The organism is Methylophaga frappieri, assembly GCF_000260965.1.
GTDB classification, from domain to species: Bacteria; Pseudomonadota; Gammaproteobacteria; order Nitrosococcales; family Methylophagaceae; genus Methylophaga; species Methylophaga frappieri.
Genome location: NC_017856.1, coordinates 1,374,871 through 1,389,579 on the forward strand (window position 1 = coordinate 1,374,871; position 14,709 = coordinate 1,389,579).

Annotated in this window: 16 protein-coding genes and 2 pseudogenes; 6 read left to right on the forward strand and 12 right to left on the reverse strand. The window is 46.6% G+C overall.

The genetic code is table 11. The features are described from left to right. Positions 1 to 70 precede the first annotated feature (70 nt). Together Q7C_RS06445 and Q7C_RS06450 are read left to right on the forward strand one after the other, a co-directional pair. Positions 71 to 1,015 (forward strand): trypsin-like serine protease, encoded by a 945-nt coding sequence (locus Q7C_RS06445; protein ID WP_041366613.1) that lies wholly within the window; start codon positions 71 to 73, stop codon positions 1,013 to 1,015. A 104-nt stretch (positions 1,016 to 1,119) separates the two neighbouring features. Beyond that, positions 1,120 to 1,662, forward strand: coding sequence for a gamma carbonic anhydrase family protein (locus Q7C_RS06450; protein ID WP_014703921.1), 543 nt, complete (start codon positions 1,120 to 1,122; stop codon positions 1,660 to 1,662). On the opposite strand, the gene Q7C_RS06455 is transcribed toward Q7C_RS06450, so the two are convergent. The 3 genes from Q7C_RS06455 to Q7C_RS06465 form a co-directional block, all read right to left on the reverse strand. Beyond that, positions 1,659 to 2,420, reverse strand: a complete 762-nt coding sequence (locus tag Q7C_RS06455) for an ABC transporter permease (protein ID WP_014703922.1) — start codon at positions 2,418 to 2,420, stop codon at positions 1,659 to 1,661. The genes Q7C_RS06450 and Q7C_RS06455 overlap by 4 nt on opposite strands. Next, positions 2,417 to 3,373, reverse strand: coding sequence for an ABC transporter ATP-binding protein (locus tag Q7C_RS06460; protein WP_014703923.1), 957 nt, complete (start codon positions 3,371 to 3,373; stop codon positions 2,417 to 2,419). Before Q7C_RS06460 ends, Q7C_RS06455 begins: the two co-directional genes overlap by 4 nt. A gap of 132 nt (positions 3,374 to 3,505) precedes the next feature. Next, positions 3,506 to 3,808, reverse strand: a complete 303-nt coding sequence (locus Q7C_RS06465; RefSeq protein ID WP_014703924.1) for a DUF3144 domain-containing protein — start codon at positions 3,806 to 3,808, stop codon at positions 3,506 to 3,508. Between the two features lie 393 nt (positions 3,809 to 4,201). On the opposite strand from Q7C_RS06465, the gene Q7C_RS06470 reads away from it, so the two are divergent. After that, complete coding sequence (locus Q7C_RS06470) at positions 4,202 to 6,199, forward strand: TonB-dependent receptor domain-containing protein (protein ID WP_014703925.1); 1,998 nt, start codon at positions 4,202 to 4,204, stop codon at positions 6,197 to 6,199. On the opposite strand, the gene Q7C_RS06475 is transcribed toward Q7C_RS06470, so the two are convergent. The 4 genes and pseudogenes from Q7C_RS06475 to Q7C_RS14060 all read right to left on the reverse strand — a co-directional run. Beyond that, positions 6,196 to 7,554, reverse strand: a complete 1,359-nt coding sequence (locus tag Q7C_RS06475; RefSeq protein ID WP_014703926.1) for a sensor histidine kinase — start codon at positions 7,552 to 7,554, stop codon at positions 6,196 to 6,198. The genes Q7C_RS06470 and Q7C_RS06475 overlap by 4 nt on opposite strands. Then, positions 7,551 to 7,856 (reverse strand): winged helix-turn-helix domain-containing protein, encoded by a 306-nt coding sequence (locus tag Q7C_RS14050; RefSeq protein ID WP_420795005.1) that lies wholly within the window; start codon positions 7,854 to 7,856, stop codon positions 7,551 to 7,553. Before Q7C_RS14050 ends, Q7C_RS06475 begins: the two co-directional genes overlap by 4 nt. Before the next feature lie 32 nt (positions 7,857 to 7,888). Then, positions 7,889 to 7,982 (reverse strand): annotated as a pseudogene (locus tag Q7C_RS14055) (DNA-binding response regulator); the annotation flags it as partial. After that, positions 7,971 to 8,255 (reverse strand): annotated as a pseudogene (locus Q7C_RS14060) (response regulator); the annotation flags it as partial. The pseudogenes Q7C_RS14060 and Q7C_RS14055, both read right to left, overlap by 12 nt. Positions 8,256 to 8,354: 99 nt before the next feature. Between Q7C_RS14060 and Q7C_RS06485 the strand changes: the two are divergent. From Q7C_RS06485 to Q7C_RS06495, 3 genes are read left to right on the forward strand one after another with little or no spacing between them, the layout of a single operon-like run. Further along, complete coding sequence (locus tag Q7C_RS06485) at positions 8,355 to 8,687, forward strand: hypothetical protein (RefSeq protein WP_050954398.1); 333 nt, start codon at positions 8,355 to 8,357, stop codon at positions 8,685 to 8,687. Continuing rightward, positions 8,684 to 10,276, forward strand: coding sequence for a PepSY-associated TM helix domain-containing protein (locus Q7C_RS06490; RefSeq protein ID WP_014703929.1), 1,593 nt, complete (start codon positions 8,684 to 8,686; stop codon positions 10,274 to 10,276). Before Q7C_RS06485 ends, Q7C_RS06490 begins: the two co-directional genes overlap by 4 nt. Further along, positions 10,273 to 10,602: a DUF3325 family protein gene (locus tag Q7C_RS06495; RefSeq protein ID WP_041366615.1), complete on the forward strand. Its 330-nt coding sequence runs from the start codon at positions 10,273 to 10,275 to the stop codon at positions 10,600 to 10,602. Before Q7C_RS06490 ends, Q7C_RS06495 begins: the two co-directional genes overlap by 4 nt. A gap of 328 nt (positions 10,603 to 10,930) precedes the next feature. Here the strand turns inward: Q7C_RS06495 and Q7C_RS06500 are convergent, their stop codons facing one another. The 5 genes from Q7C_RS06500 to Q7C_RS06515 all read right to left on the reverse strand — a co-directional run bounded on the left by Q7C_RS06500 (position 10,931) and on the right by Q7C_RS06515 (position 14,591). After that, complete coding sequence (locus Q7C_RS06500) at positions 10,931 to 11,818, reverse strand: MBL fold metallo-hydrolase (RefSeq protein ID WP_202946493.1); 888 nt, start codon at positions 11,816 to 11,818, stop codon at positions 10,931 to 10,933. A gap of 303 nt (positions 11,819 to 12,121) precedes the next feature. Then, entirely contained in the window at positions 12,122 to 13,210 is a 1,089-nt protein-coding gene (locus Q7C_RS06505; protein ID WP_014703934.1) for an endonuclease/exonuclease/phosphatase family protein, read from the reverse strand. 59 nt (positions 13,211 to 13,269) lie between these two features. Then, a complete protein-coding gene (locus Q7C_RS13980) occupies positions 13,270 to 13,392 on the reverse strand; it encodes a hypothetical protein (protein ID WP_014703935.1) in 123 nt (40 codons plus the stop codon). A gap of 39 nt (positions 13,393 to 13,431) precedes the next feature. Continuing rightward, entirely contained in the window at positions 13,432 to 14,145 is a 714-nt protein-coding gene (locus Q7C_RS06510) for a ZIP family metal transporter (RefSeq protein ID WP_014703936.1), read from the reverse strand. Positions 14,146 to 14,255: 110 nt separating this feature from the next. Continuing rightward, positions 14,256 to 14,591: a YegP family protein gene (locus Q7C_RS06515; RefSeq protein WP_014703937.1), complete on the reverse strand. Its 336-nt coding sequence runs from the start codon at positions 14,589 to 14,591 to the stop codon at positions 14,256 to 14,258. Positions 14,592 to 14,709 lie beyond the last annotated feature (118 nt).

The window sequence follows — 14,709 nt, forward strand, 5'->3', positions numbered from 1 at the left end:
GTCATTTCAACAAAATGACTGTCTAGAATTGGAAGAAATCAGTTTTTAAATCAAACAAGAGGCTAGTTTGATGGGTTTTCGACGACTTCTTTTGTTCTGTTTTTCCTGCATGCTGAGTTTGCCGGCAGTGGCTGTGATTCATGGTCAGCCTTCTCCTGTTGCCGCTGTTTCAACAGGCCGTCTGCAAGTGGAATTGTATCGTTGGTATGGTGGAACAAATAGCATGGTAACGGAATACAATCATTGTAGTGCCGTGGTCGTTGGCACCGCACCACTTACTGTGTTAACTGCCTCTCACTGCCTGCAAGACGCCAAACTCCACCCGGTAACGGGTAACCCTATTGTGTCACTGTACCTTGGTGTCCCATTGCCAGCTGTCAAAGAGGTAATTTACAGCCAAATGCATGAAGTGGAATCGAACCTGGCGAGAGATATTGCCGTTTTGATTTTTGATGGCGACGCGCCTGCTGGCATTAATGCAATCCCCATCAGTAACAAATTAGCGCAAACCGTTAAAATCTGTGGTTATGGGCGTGGTTATCAGGATCGCTATTTTGATAATCCAAGCTGTGCTGATAAAGCCGTTTTATCTGCTGATGACAACTTCTATCGCTTCGTGCCGCAATATTACCAGCAACTGGATCCGCAATTACACCTGCAATTTCGAGCCCAATTTACGGCCAAAAATGCCTTTGTCGATGCACAGTCGGCTTTGCTGGCAGTAAATCGAGTGACGGCTCATCGTTATGACCTCACGTTACCAATGCCAACGCGCGGGGATTCCGGTGGCCCCTGGATGGTTAACGATAGTCAGGGGGGGCGCGGTATCATTGCCTTGACCAGCTTTGTCGAAACGTTTTATCGGAAAAACAAACAATGGTCCTTTTTCAAAAGTACCAAGGCGCCGCTGTCTGATTTTTCCTATGCCGCTTATGGCGTACGACTTAATACCCGTGAAGCGCGTGAGCTTCTTGATCAGGCACGCGAAGCCGGTGCCGATATTCAAACGCTGTAAAGTGCGAATCGTGATAAACCTTTTCTGACACCATACGCTGTCGCGGCAGTTTCACTTGACAAGCAGATTTTCGTTAAACTCTTTTTTGTAAAAGAGGTAATAGTATGACGATTAAAGCTTTTGGTGGGTATACCCCTCAGCTGGGCCAGCAGGTTTGGGTTGATGACAGCGCGGTGATCATCGGTGATGTCGTTATTGGTGATGACAGTTCAGTTTGGCCCCATGTCTCTATTCGGGGCGATATGCATTGGATCAGAATCGGTCAACGAACCAGTATTCAAGATAATGCCTGTTTGCATATTACCCATGCCAGCGACCACAACCCGGATGGGTTTCCACTGCAAATCGGTGACGACGTGACCATTGGCCATCAGGCGATGTTGCATGGTTGCACAATTGGCAATCAGGTCTTGGTTGGGATGGCAGCAATTATTCTGGATGGCGCCATCATCGATGATAATGTCGTCATTGGTGCAGGCGCCTTGGTACCGCCAGGTAAACAACTTGAATCGGGTTACCTGTATCTCGGCTCGCCAGTCAAACAAATCCGCAAATTAACCGACCAGGAGAAAGCGTATTTTAAATATGCTTGCCAAAACTATGTTCGGCTCAAAAATGACTATTTAGCAGAGCAAAGCTCGACCTAAACTTTCACCTTATAACCGGTTTTAAATATCCACCAGACAAATAATGAAAAGCACATCAAAAAAGTAAATATCATCGCCAGACTAAACGCCAAATTCACGTCTGCCACACCATAAAAACTCCAGCGAAAACCACTGACTAGGTACACAACCGGATTAAATAAAGTCACAGTTTGCCAGAAGTTTGGCAACATATTGATCGAGTAAAAAGTCCCGCCAAGAAAGGCCAATGGCGTCACCACCATCAATGGAATCACTTGCAGTCGTTCAAAGCCATCCGCAACGATACCAATAATAAAACCTAATAAACTAAAGGTCACACAGGTCAATACCAGAAACAGCAGCATCCAGACAGGATGCAAAATCGTGTAATCCACAAAAAATCGGGCTGTCAACAGAATCAACATGGCCAGAATCAATGACTTGGTTGCAGCAGCTCCCACATAGCCAACAACGACCTCAACAGCAGAAACCGGTGCTGACAACACCTCGTAAATTGCTCCAGACCATTTCGGCATGTAAATACCAAATGATGCGTTAGACGTTGTCTCAGTCAGGACCATCAGCATAATAAGGCCAGGAATGATAAAAGCGCCATAGCTGATGCCATTAATATCGGTCATGGCTGAGCCAATGGCTGAACCAAACACAATGAAATAAAGTGACGTTGATAGCACGGGTGATGCAATACTTTGCAGTGGCGTCCGCCAGCTTCGGTATAGCTCAGAAAAATAGATGGCTTTCATGGCATACCAATTCATGCTTCGCCCTCCACCAGCCCCACAAATATTTCTTCCAGAGAGCGTTGCCGGGTTTGGACATCATCCACTTCCAAACCAGACGCATGTACGGCTGACAATACATCCGTTACATGATGACTTGCCTGATTATCATCATAATCATAAATTAACGTTTGACTGTCTTCGCCACGTTGTAACACAAATTTTTCCAGTGATTTTGGTAATGACGTCATGGGATTTCGCAAGTGTAAAATCAGCTGTTTTCGTCCCAGCTTATTCATGAGAGCCTGTTTATCTTCCACCAATAAAATCTCACCGTGATTGATAATGCCGATCCGATCGGCAATTGCCTCGGCCTCTTCGATGTAGTGTGTGGTAAGAATGATAGTAACGCCACGCGCTCGCAATGACGCCACTAACCGCCACATATCACGCCGTAATTCCACATCCACACCGGCAGTCGGCTCATCAAGGAATAAGATATCCGGCTCGTGAGCAAGCGCTTTAGCAATCAGAACACGCCGCTTCATGCCACCCGATAAAGATTGAATTTTCGTGTGTCGCTTGTCCCATAATGACAAGGATTTAAGTACTGACTCCAGATGGGCGTCATCACGTGGTTTACCGAATACGCCTCGACTAAAAACCAGCGTATTCCAGACATTATCAAAAATATTCAGCGTTAATTCCTGCGGTACCAGCCCGATTTGTTTTCTGGCGGCGCGATATTCACTCACCACATCACGACCGCCAACCAGGACTTGTCCTTGGCCAACATTCACCAAGCCACAGATAATACTAATCAGCGTCGTTTTGCCCGCCCCATTGGGCCCCAATAACGCAAATATTTCTCCCTGCTGGATTTGGAGATTGATTTGATTTAAGGCCGTCAGACCATCGGGGTAAACTTTAGATAAGTTGCGAACATCGATCGCAGGGCAGGATAGCGACGAAGGTGAAGCGGATAAAACCATAATTTTAAATTAATCCAATATCAGGAATGTCCGCATTTAAACATAAATAGCGCGATAAGCGACTAAAATAAATCAGACAGCCGGTTCGTTATTCATGACGTCACCGGCCGGATTGCTTGGGATTAGAGCGAATCAAGGTTGATTATTGCGGGCAACCGGAATGTATTTATCAAAATTGGTGATGTAATCATCCATGTTCATTTCCAGTAATCGCTGAAATTCTTTCACGAACATCTCAATGGTTTCACCACGCACCTTGGCCAAATCTTGCCCAGATTGCCAACCAGCGGCACTGAACCAAGCATTATATCTCGCTAAACTATACATAAATGAAGCACTTACCTGGCCTGCCTCGGTGCCTTCTGCCATTTGTGAATTGGCTAATTGAATAAACGCATCCGCGCGGTCGAAAAACGCCTTGTCCTGCTCACTCATAATCTCTCGCTTTTTGTTAGTTAAAATTAGTCGAGCTCGAAGCTTAATATTGCAATCCTGCAGCCGATATGGAATTTATCCCATCTTTACGTAGGAATTGATAAGCAACGCATCCGGCCTTGAGTTAAACATCCCATAGAAGCTGGCAAAGTGCATCTCAAAACTTAATCTTGACTTTGTAATATAAATGATTATCATTTGCCACGGATAATCATTCACAGTCAGGTTCCCCCCACTTTAAACCTGCCTGATTGAACTCTGTTTCGGCGCAACATCACCGAGCTCCGTTCAGTATCGCCTGCATTATTCATCCCCCCGCTTTGTAAATCGTTTTTTCAGCCCGACTCAATTGCTGTTTCGGGCTGGTGTTTTTTATTTTAAGGGGATTCCAGAATGGAGATTAAGCGTTTACGCCTGTCAATCGTTATTGGCATGGCGGGACTTGGCTCACTGCCCAGTGCGGTATTTAGCGCCACAGAACAAACAAACACAGCAGCGCTTCCACCAATGACCGTTGTCACTGCCTCCGGTTATGAACAGGAAATAGTCGATGCACCGGCATCAATTACCGTCATTACCAAAGAAGATCTACAAGGACGCGAATATCGTGATCTGACCGATGCCTTATTGGATGTGCCTGGGGTGACCGTTGAAGGCGGCACCAGTACTTCCGGTAAGGGTGGCGCGCCACAAGTGTCGTTTCGTGGTCTCGATCCAAAATATACTTTGATTCTGGTTAATGGTCGCGCACAAAACTCCTCTCAATCCTATTACAACGGCTTTGGTTCAGGCGCCGAATACAGCTGGTTGCCCCCTTTATCGGTCATTGAACGAATTGAGGTCATTCGAGGCCCAATGTCGTCTTTGTATGGCTCCGACGCATTAGGTGGGGTTATCAACGTCATCACAAAGCCGGTTGGCGATGAATGGCATGGCGAGTTAACGATTGAACAAACTCAGCCCCAAGACGCCAAGTTCGGTGACAGTGATCAATATCGCTATTATTTGTCTGGGCCATTAAATGAGGCCAAAACACTGGGCTTAACGCTTTATGGCAACCAATATAACCACGATCAGGCTGATTTTATTGGTGGCTCTGCAGATAAGGATAACCAATCCAACTCTGCCAAATTGAGCTGGCAAGCCAGCAAAAACAATTTTTTCGAACTGGATGCCAACTACGCTACCCAGGAGATGGAAGACTCCAGTATTTCACGCAGTGGTGAATTGACGGATTCGCAATTGGAAACCGATCGTCGCAGTTATGGCCTGAGCCATGATTATGACTGGAATGGTCAGGCAAAAACGCATAGCTACCTGCAACAATCCATCTTGCATAACCGCACACAGGATGCACGGTATGAACGTCTCACTTTTAATACCCAAACGGCTATTTTCTTCGATACCAGCACACTGACTATTGGCGGCCAGTATCGCGAACAGGAAACCGAAAACCCGAGTCGTGCAATTGGTGAACCTAACCTGAAACGCTGGGATGGCGCATTGTTTGCTGAGAATGAATGGCTTATTACCGATAATTTTGCGTTAACGACTGGCGCTCGTTTTATCAAAGATGAAGAATACGGTAATGAAATCACCCCTCGCGTATATGGTGTCTATAAATTTACCCAGAACGTCAGCGTCAAAGGGGGCTACAGTACCGGTTACCGCACACCAGATCTGAAACAAGGTACAGATGACTGGGTCGAAGGCGGTGGTGGTGGGGGTACCGATGGCGCTGACATTGGTAACAGCAGCCTGAAACCAGAAAGTAGTAAAACCTACGAACTCGGTCTTTACTGGACGCATCCTGAAGGCGTGTTGGCCTCATTAACCGCGTATCAGACGAAATATGAAGATAAAATCGAAAAACCCATTATCTGTGATCGGCGTGTTGGACCAGAGCTAACCTGCATTTATGGTGGTTATGATTACGAAGCGGTATATCAATACATCAATGTGGACGAAGCCGAGTTGAAAGGCTTGGAAGCAGCATTGCAATTCCCGCTTTCAGACACGATTCGGGTCAACATGAACTTTACCCTGAGTGATACGGAAATCACCTCTGGTGAACTAAAAGGTAACCCGTTGAATAACTATCCAAAACGGATGTTCAACTTAGGCCTGAACTGGCGTGTCACGCCCAAGTTACGGATGTGGTCCCGGGCACGCTACAAGAGCGAAACTGAACAAACTGTTGGTGGTCGTGGTGGCCCAACCCAATATCCATCTTATACCGTCGTTGATGCGGGTCTTGGCTATGATATTTCTGACAACGTCTCAATCTATGGTGGTATTTACAACGCGCTGGATAAAGAAATCCTGCCAGATGATTACGGCAAAACACTGGAAGGACGGCGTTTTTCAGCAGGCATTACCGTCGGCTTTTAAATCACATTGGGATTACCCGCTGCCAAGGCAGCGGGTAATCGAATCTGTAAACACGTAGATGCACGTTCTACAAAACTAATTTCGCCGCCATTATTACGAACAATTTGTCGGGCAATAGCCAGACCCAGCCCGGTTCCCGGCGTATTACTGTATTGTTTTTTAAACCGGGAAAACATACTGTCTGCCAGCGCCACAGGTAATGACGTGCCCGCATCCTGTATCTCAATGACCAGACTGCCGTTCTGCTGCGTAAGGCGAATCTCCGTCTCCCCTTTGCCATGATGCAATGCATTACTCAACACATTGGTAACGACTTCCATCATCGCACTGTACTCGGCAACGCAGTAATAGGTTTCTGTTTGGCAATCAAAAGTAATCTGTCGTTGCTGGGAGGCAAACAACGGCGCCGTATCCTCAATACACTCCTGAATTAGATCTGCCATATCAATCAACCGCTGATCATGCAACGCGGTTTGTTGATGCTCGTGCCGGGCCAGCGATAATAATTGCTCGACCAATAAACGCATTTGATCCCGTTGTCGGAGCATTGCGGCAATATCCGTCTGCCCGGTATTTTGTAGCTCTTGAATATGCAAATCCAGAATGGTCAACGGCGTACGGAGTTCATGAGCGGCATCGGCAACAAATACTTTCTCACGTTGAACAGCATGCATCAGCCGCTCCAGCGCCTGATTAGCAGCCTCTACCAGTGGCATGATCTCACGCGGCAAGCCCGCATCAGGAATACGCTTTTCCTTATCACTCGGCGTGATGGTTTCGGCAACACGGGCAGCGGCCCGAACAGGTTTAAGAATCCATAATAGTAACAACGGTATCAAGGTTGCCAAGGCAATTAAACTTAACGGAATCAGCAGCAACAGACTGTTAAAGAGTCGCTCCAACATCACCCGTTGGAGGATTTCACGTTGTTGCAGATCTTCCTTGGCGACCATCATGGTCGTACCGTCAGCCAGATAGGCCGGCACCACCAGCACTTTTCCGGAAAAATATTTTCCTGGCCGCTGTAACCAGCTTCGGTTCATGATAAACGGCCGATAGCGGAGTGGCCGATGCAAGTTTTCCGACATCCACAAAACCTTACCGTCGGTGTCATACAAGGTGTAAGCAATATTTTTATTGCCTAACCGAATTGGCAACTGCTCTAACTCACTGTCTGCGGTATACCCAGCGGTCAGTATCCGTGCTTCAAAAAAAGCTACGACCCGTCGAATGCCATCCGTATTGAGGAAAAAGCTATAAGCAATGATCACAAAGCTCACGACAACCATCACAATCAAGGCAATGCTAATACGGCGGTTTAAATGATAATGGCTGTTGCGCGTGTGGTTTTTCATGATTCTGGTGCGTTATATTGAGAAGAATTTAAAATCAGACGGTAGCCCAGCCCATGCGCGGTTTCGATTCGGCAGTTGGTGCCCACCTCTCGCATTTTTCGTCGCACTCTTGAAATCAACGCTTCAATCGCATTCGCTGATGACTCTTCATCCCAGCTATACAACTGTGACTCTAACGCCTGCTTGCTGAAAATATGATGTGGCTGACGCATCAATAAGGCCAACATCACCAGTTCACGCCTGGCAAGACCAATTGCGTGATCTTCAGCATGTAAAACATGACTGCTCATATCCAGCCACATATTGCCCAATGCGGGCTGTGTTATATCGACTTGTTTTGGACGACGTGACAATGCCTTGATTCGTGCTTCCAGCTCAGCAATATCAAAGGGTTTGACAAGGTAATCATCGGCACCGGCATCCAGACCAGAAACCCGATCTTCTATCGCGTCACGAGCCGATAAAATAAGGCAGAAGCTGTCCGTTAACAGCTGTTTTTGCCGCAATCGTCTTAACAAACTCAGACCATCCACATCCGGTAGTCCCAGATCCAGAATCAGCATTTCGTATTGGGATAGTTGCAACAGGGTTTCAGCCTGAGAAGCCGTTGCCGCATGATCGATAACATGTCCGTTTCGCGCCAGATGACGACTGACCAATACCGCTAATTCTGGGTGATCTTCGACAATTAATATTTTCACACCCGATCCTCCAACATTGTTCCGGCTGTCAGCTTATGGTCAGGATTGGCTGATAACCTCGCAAAAATATAAATAATAAAGCAAACCGTTATCATTGGCATGCGAATAGAGCGTATTTATCATTGGTTGTCACAACCCTCCACCAAGGCTATGGCCGGAAGAACCCGAGGTGACGTCGCGATTCGGAGTTTGTTAGCAGTATTTGCAGGCTACCTGTTATCTGGCCTCTGGGCAGCCTTACTCAGTCTTCTCTTACCGGGCGAACTGCATCAGGCAGTGCTGACAGCAACCATCACCGCTTTTATGTTTTTCACGATTTACGTTATCTGGGTGTTCCATAGTCAGTATTTGCGACATATTGTCTGGGGCTCGGCATTGGCTGGTATGGTCATGCTGGCCGGTGTTCTCTTGTTGCGGAGTACGTCGTCATGAGTGAAACGCAACCATTATTTCGTCAAAGCAATACCTGGCTACATACCTGGAGCGGCATCGTGGTTGGTTGGCTGCTATATCTGATTTTTTTTACCGGCTCATTGAGTTTTTTCCGTGAAGAAATCAATACCTGGGCGCAGCCTGAACTCAATCAAATTACCCAAGCGGAAACCGCGGCTGGCTGGCAAAACGCGCTGCAATTTCTCAGTGACACCGCACCTGCTTCACCGCAATGGGCTATCAACCTGCCCAGCGAACGACAACCTGCCATTGAACTGCAATGGTTTGATGAAGGTGAAGAAGTTAACCGACGCGGTGGACATCGCGCTTTATTAGATCCGGCAACTGGCGAGACTATCGTTACCAGAGAAACACGGATTGGCGATTTTCTGTATCGCATGCATTTTGATCTTTATGGGATGCCGCGTGAATTAGCACGCTGGCTGGTGGGTATTGCCACCATGGCCATGTTCATCGGACTTATCACCGGCATTATTATTCATAAAAAAATATTTAAAGATTTTTTCCTTTTTCGCCCGCACAAGGGGCAGCGTTCCTGGATGGATATTCATATCGTATCCAGTGTGCTGGCTCTGCCTTTCCACTTGATGATCACCTTCAGTGGTCTCTTGCTTTTGTTGTATTTGCTGATGCCGTGGGGGATTCAGACCGCATATAACGGGGATATGCGCGCATACTTCGAAGCAAGTGGGGGGCGCGGTGGCGGGTCTGTTTCAGTCACTATGCCTTTGCCTGACGATCTAACAAGTCACACTTCGCTGATCAGTCAAACAAAGACATTAATGCACATGGCTGAAACAAGCTGGTCCCGAGGTGTAGACAGTCTGCAGATTGTCGATCCTCAGGGCTCACCGTCTATTAGACTGCGCCAGCGTGGTGCCAATAGTTTGCTGAATCGGGCCAGAAGTGAAACATTACAATTTGACACCAACACATCTGTGCTTACCTTAGAGCAAGGCAAACCAGAGGTTGGTTTCTGGCGTGGTTTTTATAACGTCGTCACGGCACTGCACCTGCTTCGCTACGCTGACGCCTTACCACGCTGGTTATTTTTTCTGGGGGGTATTCTCGGCACCATCATGGTAGCAACCGGATTACTGTTATGGGTAGAAAAACGCAAACAAAAAGTTGCCAAGAATGGCGAATGGCGACGATCATTCCGCCTTGTACAAATCTCGAATGTGGCCGCCATAGCTGGTTTACCATTAGCAACTGCCGCTGCATTTTGGGCAAACCGTCTCTTACCCACTACTATCGCGCAACGTGAATTATGGGAAATCCGGATTTTCTTCATTGTCTGGCTGGGCAGTCTGCTTTACAGCCTGTTTCGCAATCACCGACAGGCATGGATCGAACAACTTGCGCTGATGGCGTTATTATTTCTGACCCTGCCAATTTATAACCTGTGGCGATTACCGGGCCATAGTCTATTAACTTTCAGCTTTGATGTTGTCCTGCTGGTGATGGGGATGCTGGCATTGATCACCAGTCGTAAGTTAAGCCAACGCCAGTCCAATGTAGTCAAGAACGTCAAACCTCGTTCTTCGTTAAAGCGTTCCTTGCCATGATGTTATCCAGCCTGCTTGCTTTGCAAGGTTTACTCATGCTGGTCATTTCACAGCAAGGCAAGTTGATTCTCGAACAGCCTCTGGATCGCTATTACACCCTTTTGTTTCAAATCACTGCCAGCCTGTTACTGAGTATCGCCATCCTGATGTGGCTTCCCCGTGATGACGTTTCTATGGGGATCTCACATGCCATTATGTTGTTTGGTGTGATCGCACTGATTCCCGTTTTTATGCTGACCTATCGGAAAGCCTGGATACCCCGGTTCGCCTCATTGGTGCCACTAATTGGTATTAGTTATCAGATTTTGTTGATTTATAAAAATTAAAATCCTGAGCATCCTCAACATCAGAGCTACTGCCATCATCAATAGTGCTTTTCTCGGTGACGTGCCGCTTTGGCAACAACACTATTCCCTTAACGGTCATATCAACTGTGGTGGTTACGGCGCCTGTACTGCCTCAGGTAGCAACGCCATAAATATCAGAAAAAACGGGGTATACAACGTGATGAGGACCAACGATAACCTCGACGCCTACTGCAATATCGCGCTGATGAGTCAATAGTCCGACCACTAATCAAGTCGTGGCCATTAAAAATTAATCCGTTCAATTTTCATGATTATTGGATTTGGCTCCTCAGCCTAACCCAAGATCTCAATCGGAAAATGTCGCTTCAATATCCGACCGAAAATTAAAATAGGACGTATTCAATAAGGTTCTATAAACCCCTGCCACATTCATTGGCAACCATTCTGAATACATTCGCAGATCCGCATAATCAGGCAAAGTAATTTCTGCTTGTAGGGTGGAGAGATTTTTTCCGGCTAACATGCCATCTCTGACAGCAGAATATAATGCTTCTAAATACTTAAGATATCGTTCAACGTCTTCACGTTCACCGATGTCGGCATGACCACCAATAAATAAGTCAAATGATGGCCCATCAAGAATTTCTCGCGTAGCGTGAATCATGCCGTGAATATCATAGCCAGGTAAATCTTGATATGGCATTCTTCCAACAACAATCCAGTCCACCACAAACAGCACATTAGCCGGTAATATCCGCATACTGATGGAACCTCGACCATTATTAACGCCATGGTATTGCATGACTATCTCTGTCTCGCCCATGGTCAGGTTTAATTTATCTGAAAAAGTTAAATCCGGCATGGCCGTCGGCGCGCGCGTCCAGCGGAGATCCTCTGCTGCTAATTCATGTGCAATCACAGTGATATTATCTTTGTCCCAGACCGATCCGCCCATTGTGTGGTCGATATGATTATGGCTGTAGGCAAGGTAACGTACCGGTACATCAAATCGACTGGCTAGGGCCTTTTTTAAATAGAGCGCAGCCGCATCCGAGATAGGATCGGTCACCAGAATGCCCGCTTCTGTGACGACAAATATGGCGTGATAATGCCCTGCAGTAAATCGATAAACATTATCTTTCATGAGCTCAATACGATAATCCGTCTCGCTCGCCATGCTGATCAAGGGCATAAAATAACACCCTAAAAAGAGTAACAACAGTTGTGTTGTCATCCGGATATACCGCGCTATCGACATATTCATACGCCTCAATCCAATCGCCTATTCTTAGCCTGATTCATCAAGCTCACTGTTTAAAAAAATTATAAAACAGTGAGCAATCGCTTCTGGTTTGATCTGGATCAATGCCTGTCCCGCCATTAAAGCCAAAAATAACACAGGACTTGTTAATCACAACAACAAACAGGAGTTCATTATGTTGAAACTTGAAGCATGGGTAATGCAACACTTTGTAGAAATTATTCTGGTCATGTCAATCCTTTGCTTGGGGCTAGTATCCGTTGGTTGGTTGTTATCCTAAGCCTCGCTACCAGGCCGCGGCACTTGTTGCTGGCTCACGTTCTTACTGTTGGTTATCTCAGATGCCCATTGCTGATCATCGGCATCCGCATCCAAACCTTCCTGTTCGGGGTTTGGCTTTGGATTCAGTGTCAGTCTGGCAAGCAGAGGGAAATGATCTGAGCCAATCGAAGACAAACGTTGAATTTCGTTTACCGTAAAGTGGGCGCTGTGAAAAAGGTGGTCCAGTGGCCAGCGAAGAAAGGGAAACTTCACGTGGAAGGTATTAAACATACCTCGTCCAATTCGGGGATCCAGCAAGCCGCTGATTTTACGAAACAGTCGCGTCGTTGCTGACCAAGCGACATCGTTTAAATCTCCAGTCACAATCACCGGCTGATCACTGCTGAACACACTGCGCCCGACCATGATAAGTTCAGCATCACGCTCGCTTGATTCTTCATTTTCGGTTGGACTGGGCGGGGCTGGATGAAGGAAATGCATCCGTACCTGTTCGCCACATGGCATTTTTACTAACGCATGCATGGAGGGAACATCCGATTGGACCAGAAAACTGATTTTTGCTTCCAAAAGTGGTCGTCTCGAATAGACATGCATGCCATATAAATTATCCAGCGGACACTTTATGCTATAAGGCATCTCAGTGAGCAGGCTGTCTAACTGCGATTGCCACCACGCATCAGATTCCAATGTCACCAAAATATCGGGCTGATATTGCCGGACCAGTTGCAGCAATGCTTCCGCATTGCGATTTGGCGTCAACACATTTGACGTCAAAATCGTCAGCTGCCGGTCGGGCATATCCTCTACCGCTGCTTTGACCTCTGCGGTCCAAAGCCAAGTGTAAGGCAGCACCCACCATAATTGCCAGACCAGACATCCTGCCGTGGTTATAATCAACAGCCAAACCAAGTCAGATCGGGCATCTAGACAGAAAAAGTGCGCCAGCAGCAACCCCAGTGCCAATACCGCGATCTGCAAACGTGGATAATCCATGCCTCGAATCAGCCAGTGTGGATGTCGCCACTGCGGCAACAACGTAATACACACCAGTAGTATTGTTGCAATACTGTGCCAAATCAGCATGAATTCTCCAGTTTTTCAGTCATCGTCATGGTGTAGCGCATATTTTCCTGCCATGGAGATCATGTGAGCAACCGTGCCAATTTAAGCTGTTTTTCCAATTGTTGGACTTTGCTCAAGGCCACCACACCAAACACAAAACCGATAATGCCAAAACAAAAGCCCAATATGCCAAACGTCATCATTTTCTTTACTCCTGTCAGCGTACCGCGGTGTACACTAAATTATTGAATCAGCATATTACCGACCAGACCCAACATGAATCCACAAACCGCGCCCAATGCTGGAATTCGGCTATTAATCAATTTAGATTCTGGTGCAATATCCTGAAAAACCAAATATAAAATTCCGGCACTGGCAAATAACATTAAACCGGCGACTAAAGCTTCCATATCAGCCAATAAATAGTATCCGATTAAAGCAGCAACTGGTCCAATAAGTGCCAGTCCTGAAAAAGCGTAAATGATTTTACTGGCAGAAAAGTCCGATGTTTTAATCAGTTCTTCATAGGCATTAAAGCCCTCCGGTAAATTCTGTAGCAGCATCATCAACGCGAGAATTAATCCTGTCTGCCCTCCCGTAGCAAAGGCGGTGCCTAATGCAATGGCTTCGGGAATAAAGTCAGATAACATGGCCACTAACTGACCTGCCGCACTTCGTAAACGCTTCAGCCAACCTTCAAGCCAATAAAAGAAGAAGCCACCAGCAATGAAGTATAAAGCGGCGTTGAAGGGGCTTAATTTACTGATTCCTTCTGGAACAAGTACCAATGCCACCGCTGAAAATAGCGCACCACCGCCAAAGGCGATGATAAAACAGCGCGAATTAGCCGTTAAAAAAGCGGGATGCAATAAATCTGCCCGCGCTAATATTGCCCCTGCTGGCATAGCGAGCCCAGCCAGCAAAGCTAATAAAAAGACATTGACGTATTCAGGCATAGTATGCCCTTGAAATAAGACCTAGTACCAAAGTTTGGCTTGCTTGCATTAACAGTGAAAAAAACGGGCCATTCAGCCCGTTTCATTCGTCACTTTTGATCTTGCTCTGTTTAGTCAGTCAAGTCATTGACCGACGCTTCTGGCGCATTCTTTTTAACCGAGGCGATGCCATTATCACGACCAGATGTCGAACTATAGCTTTGACTGACACCAATCACCTGATGATTACCGGCTTTGAGTGAAAAACTGAATTTGCCGCTTGCTGATTCTTTTTTTTCATAACGCGCGTCATCGGGCGCATTTTTTTTAACGGACTCGATGCCGTTGTTACAAGCGGCTTTGGTCGTATAGCCTTCACCGGTGAGAATAATTTCGCCATTGCCGGCTTTGAGTCTGAAGCGATATTCTCCCGCTTTGTCTTGATAGAGTTCGAACTTTGCTGCCATGTGATGTCCCTCCTAGTTTACCTACGTGGAATTCGGTTCTTGCAAGGAGAAAAATAACGACTTTTGGCAAAACTGGCAACGCTTATGATATTGGCGTCGTTAAACATGATCATCAAGC

Bases quoted from the DNA above. Each gene is read 5' to 3' on its own strand.
- Q7C_RS06505 (WP_014703934.1), bottom strand. From the start codon at position 13,210: ATGCTGATTTGGCACAGTATTGCAACAATACTACTGGTGTGTATTACG.
- Q7C_RS06500 (WP_202946493.1), bottom strand. From the start codon at position 11,818: ATGACAACACAACTGTTGTTACTCTTTTTAGGGTGTTATTTTATGCCC.
- Q7C_RS06475 (WP_014703926.1), bottom strand. From the start codon at position 7,554: ATGAAAAACCACACGCGCAACAGCCATTATCATTTAAACCGCCGTATT.
- Q7C_RS06510 (WP_014703936.1), bottom strand. From the start codon at position 14,145: ATGCCTGAATACGTCAATGTCTTTTTATTAGCTTTGCTGGCTGGGCTC.
- Q7C_RS06460 (WP_014703923.1), bottom strand. From the start codon at position 3,373: ATGGTTTTATCCGCTTCACCTTCGTCGCTATCCTGCCCTGCGATCGAT.
- Q7C_RS14050 (WP_420795005.1), bottom strand. From the start codon at position 7,856: ATGTGGCTGGATATGAGCAGTCATGTTTTACATGCTGAAGATCACGCA.
- Q7C_RS06445 (WP_041366613.1), top strand. From the start codon at position 71: ATGGGTTTTCGACGACTTCTTTTGTTCTGTTTTTCCTGCATGCTGAGT.
- Q7C_RS06490 (WP_014703929.1), top strand. From the start codon at position 8,684: ATGAGTGAAACGCAACCATTATTTCGTCAAAGCAATACCTGGCTACAT.
- Q7C_RS13980 (WP_014703935.1), bottom strand. From the start codon at position 13,392: ATGATGACGTTTGGCATATTGGGCTTTTGTTTTGGCATTATCGGTTTT.
- Q7C_RS06495 (WP_041366615.1), top strand. From the start codon at position 10,273: ATGATGTTATCCAGCCTGCTTGCTTTGCAAGGTTTACTCATGCTGGTC.
- Q7C_RS06485 (WP_050954398.1), top strand. From the start codon at position 8,355: ATGCGAATAGAGCGTATTTATCATTGGTTGTCACAACCCTCCACCAAG.
- Q7C_RS06515 (WP_014703937.1), bottom strand. From the start codon at position 14,591: ATGGCAGCAAAGTTCGAACTCTATCAAGACAAAGCGGGAGAATATCGC.
- Q7C_RS06470 (WP_014703925.1), top strand. From the start codon at position 4,202: ATGGAGATTAAGCGTTTACGCCTGTCAATCGTTATTGGCATGGCGGGA.
- Q7C_RS06450 (WP_014703921.1), top strand. From the start codon at position 1,120: ATGACGATTAAAGCTTTTGGTGGGTATACCCCTCAGCTGGGCCAGCAG.
- Q7C_RS06465 (WP_014703924.1), bottom strand. From the start codon at position 3,808: ATGAGTGAGCAGGACAAGGCGTTTTTCGACCGCGCGGATGCGTTTATT.
- Q7C_RS06455 (WP_014703922.1), bottom strand. From the start codon at position 2,420: ATGAATTGGTATGCCATGAAAGCCATCTATTTTTCTGAGCTATACCGA.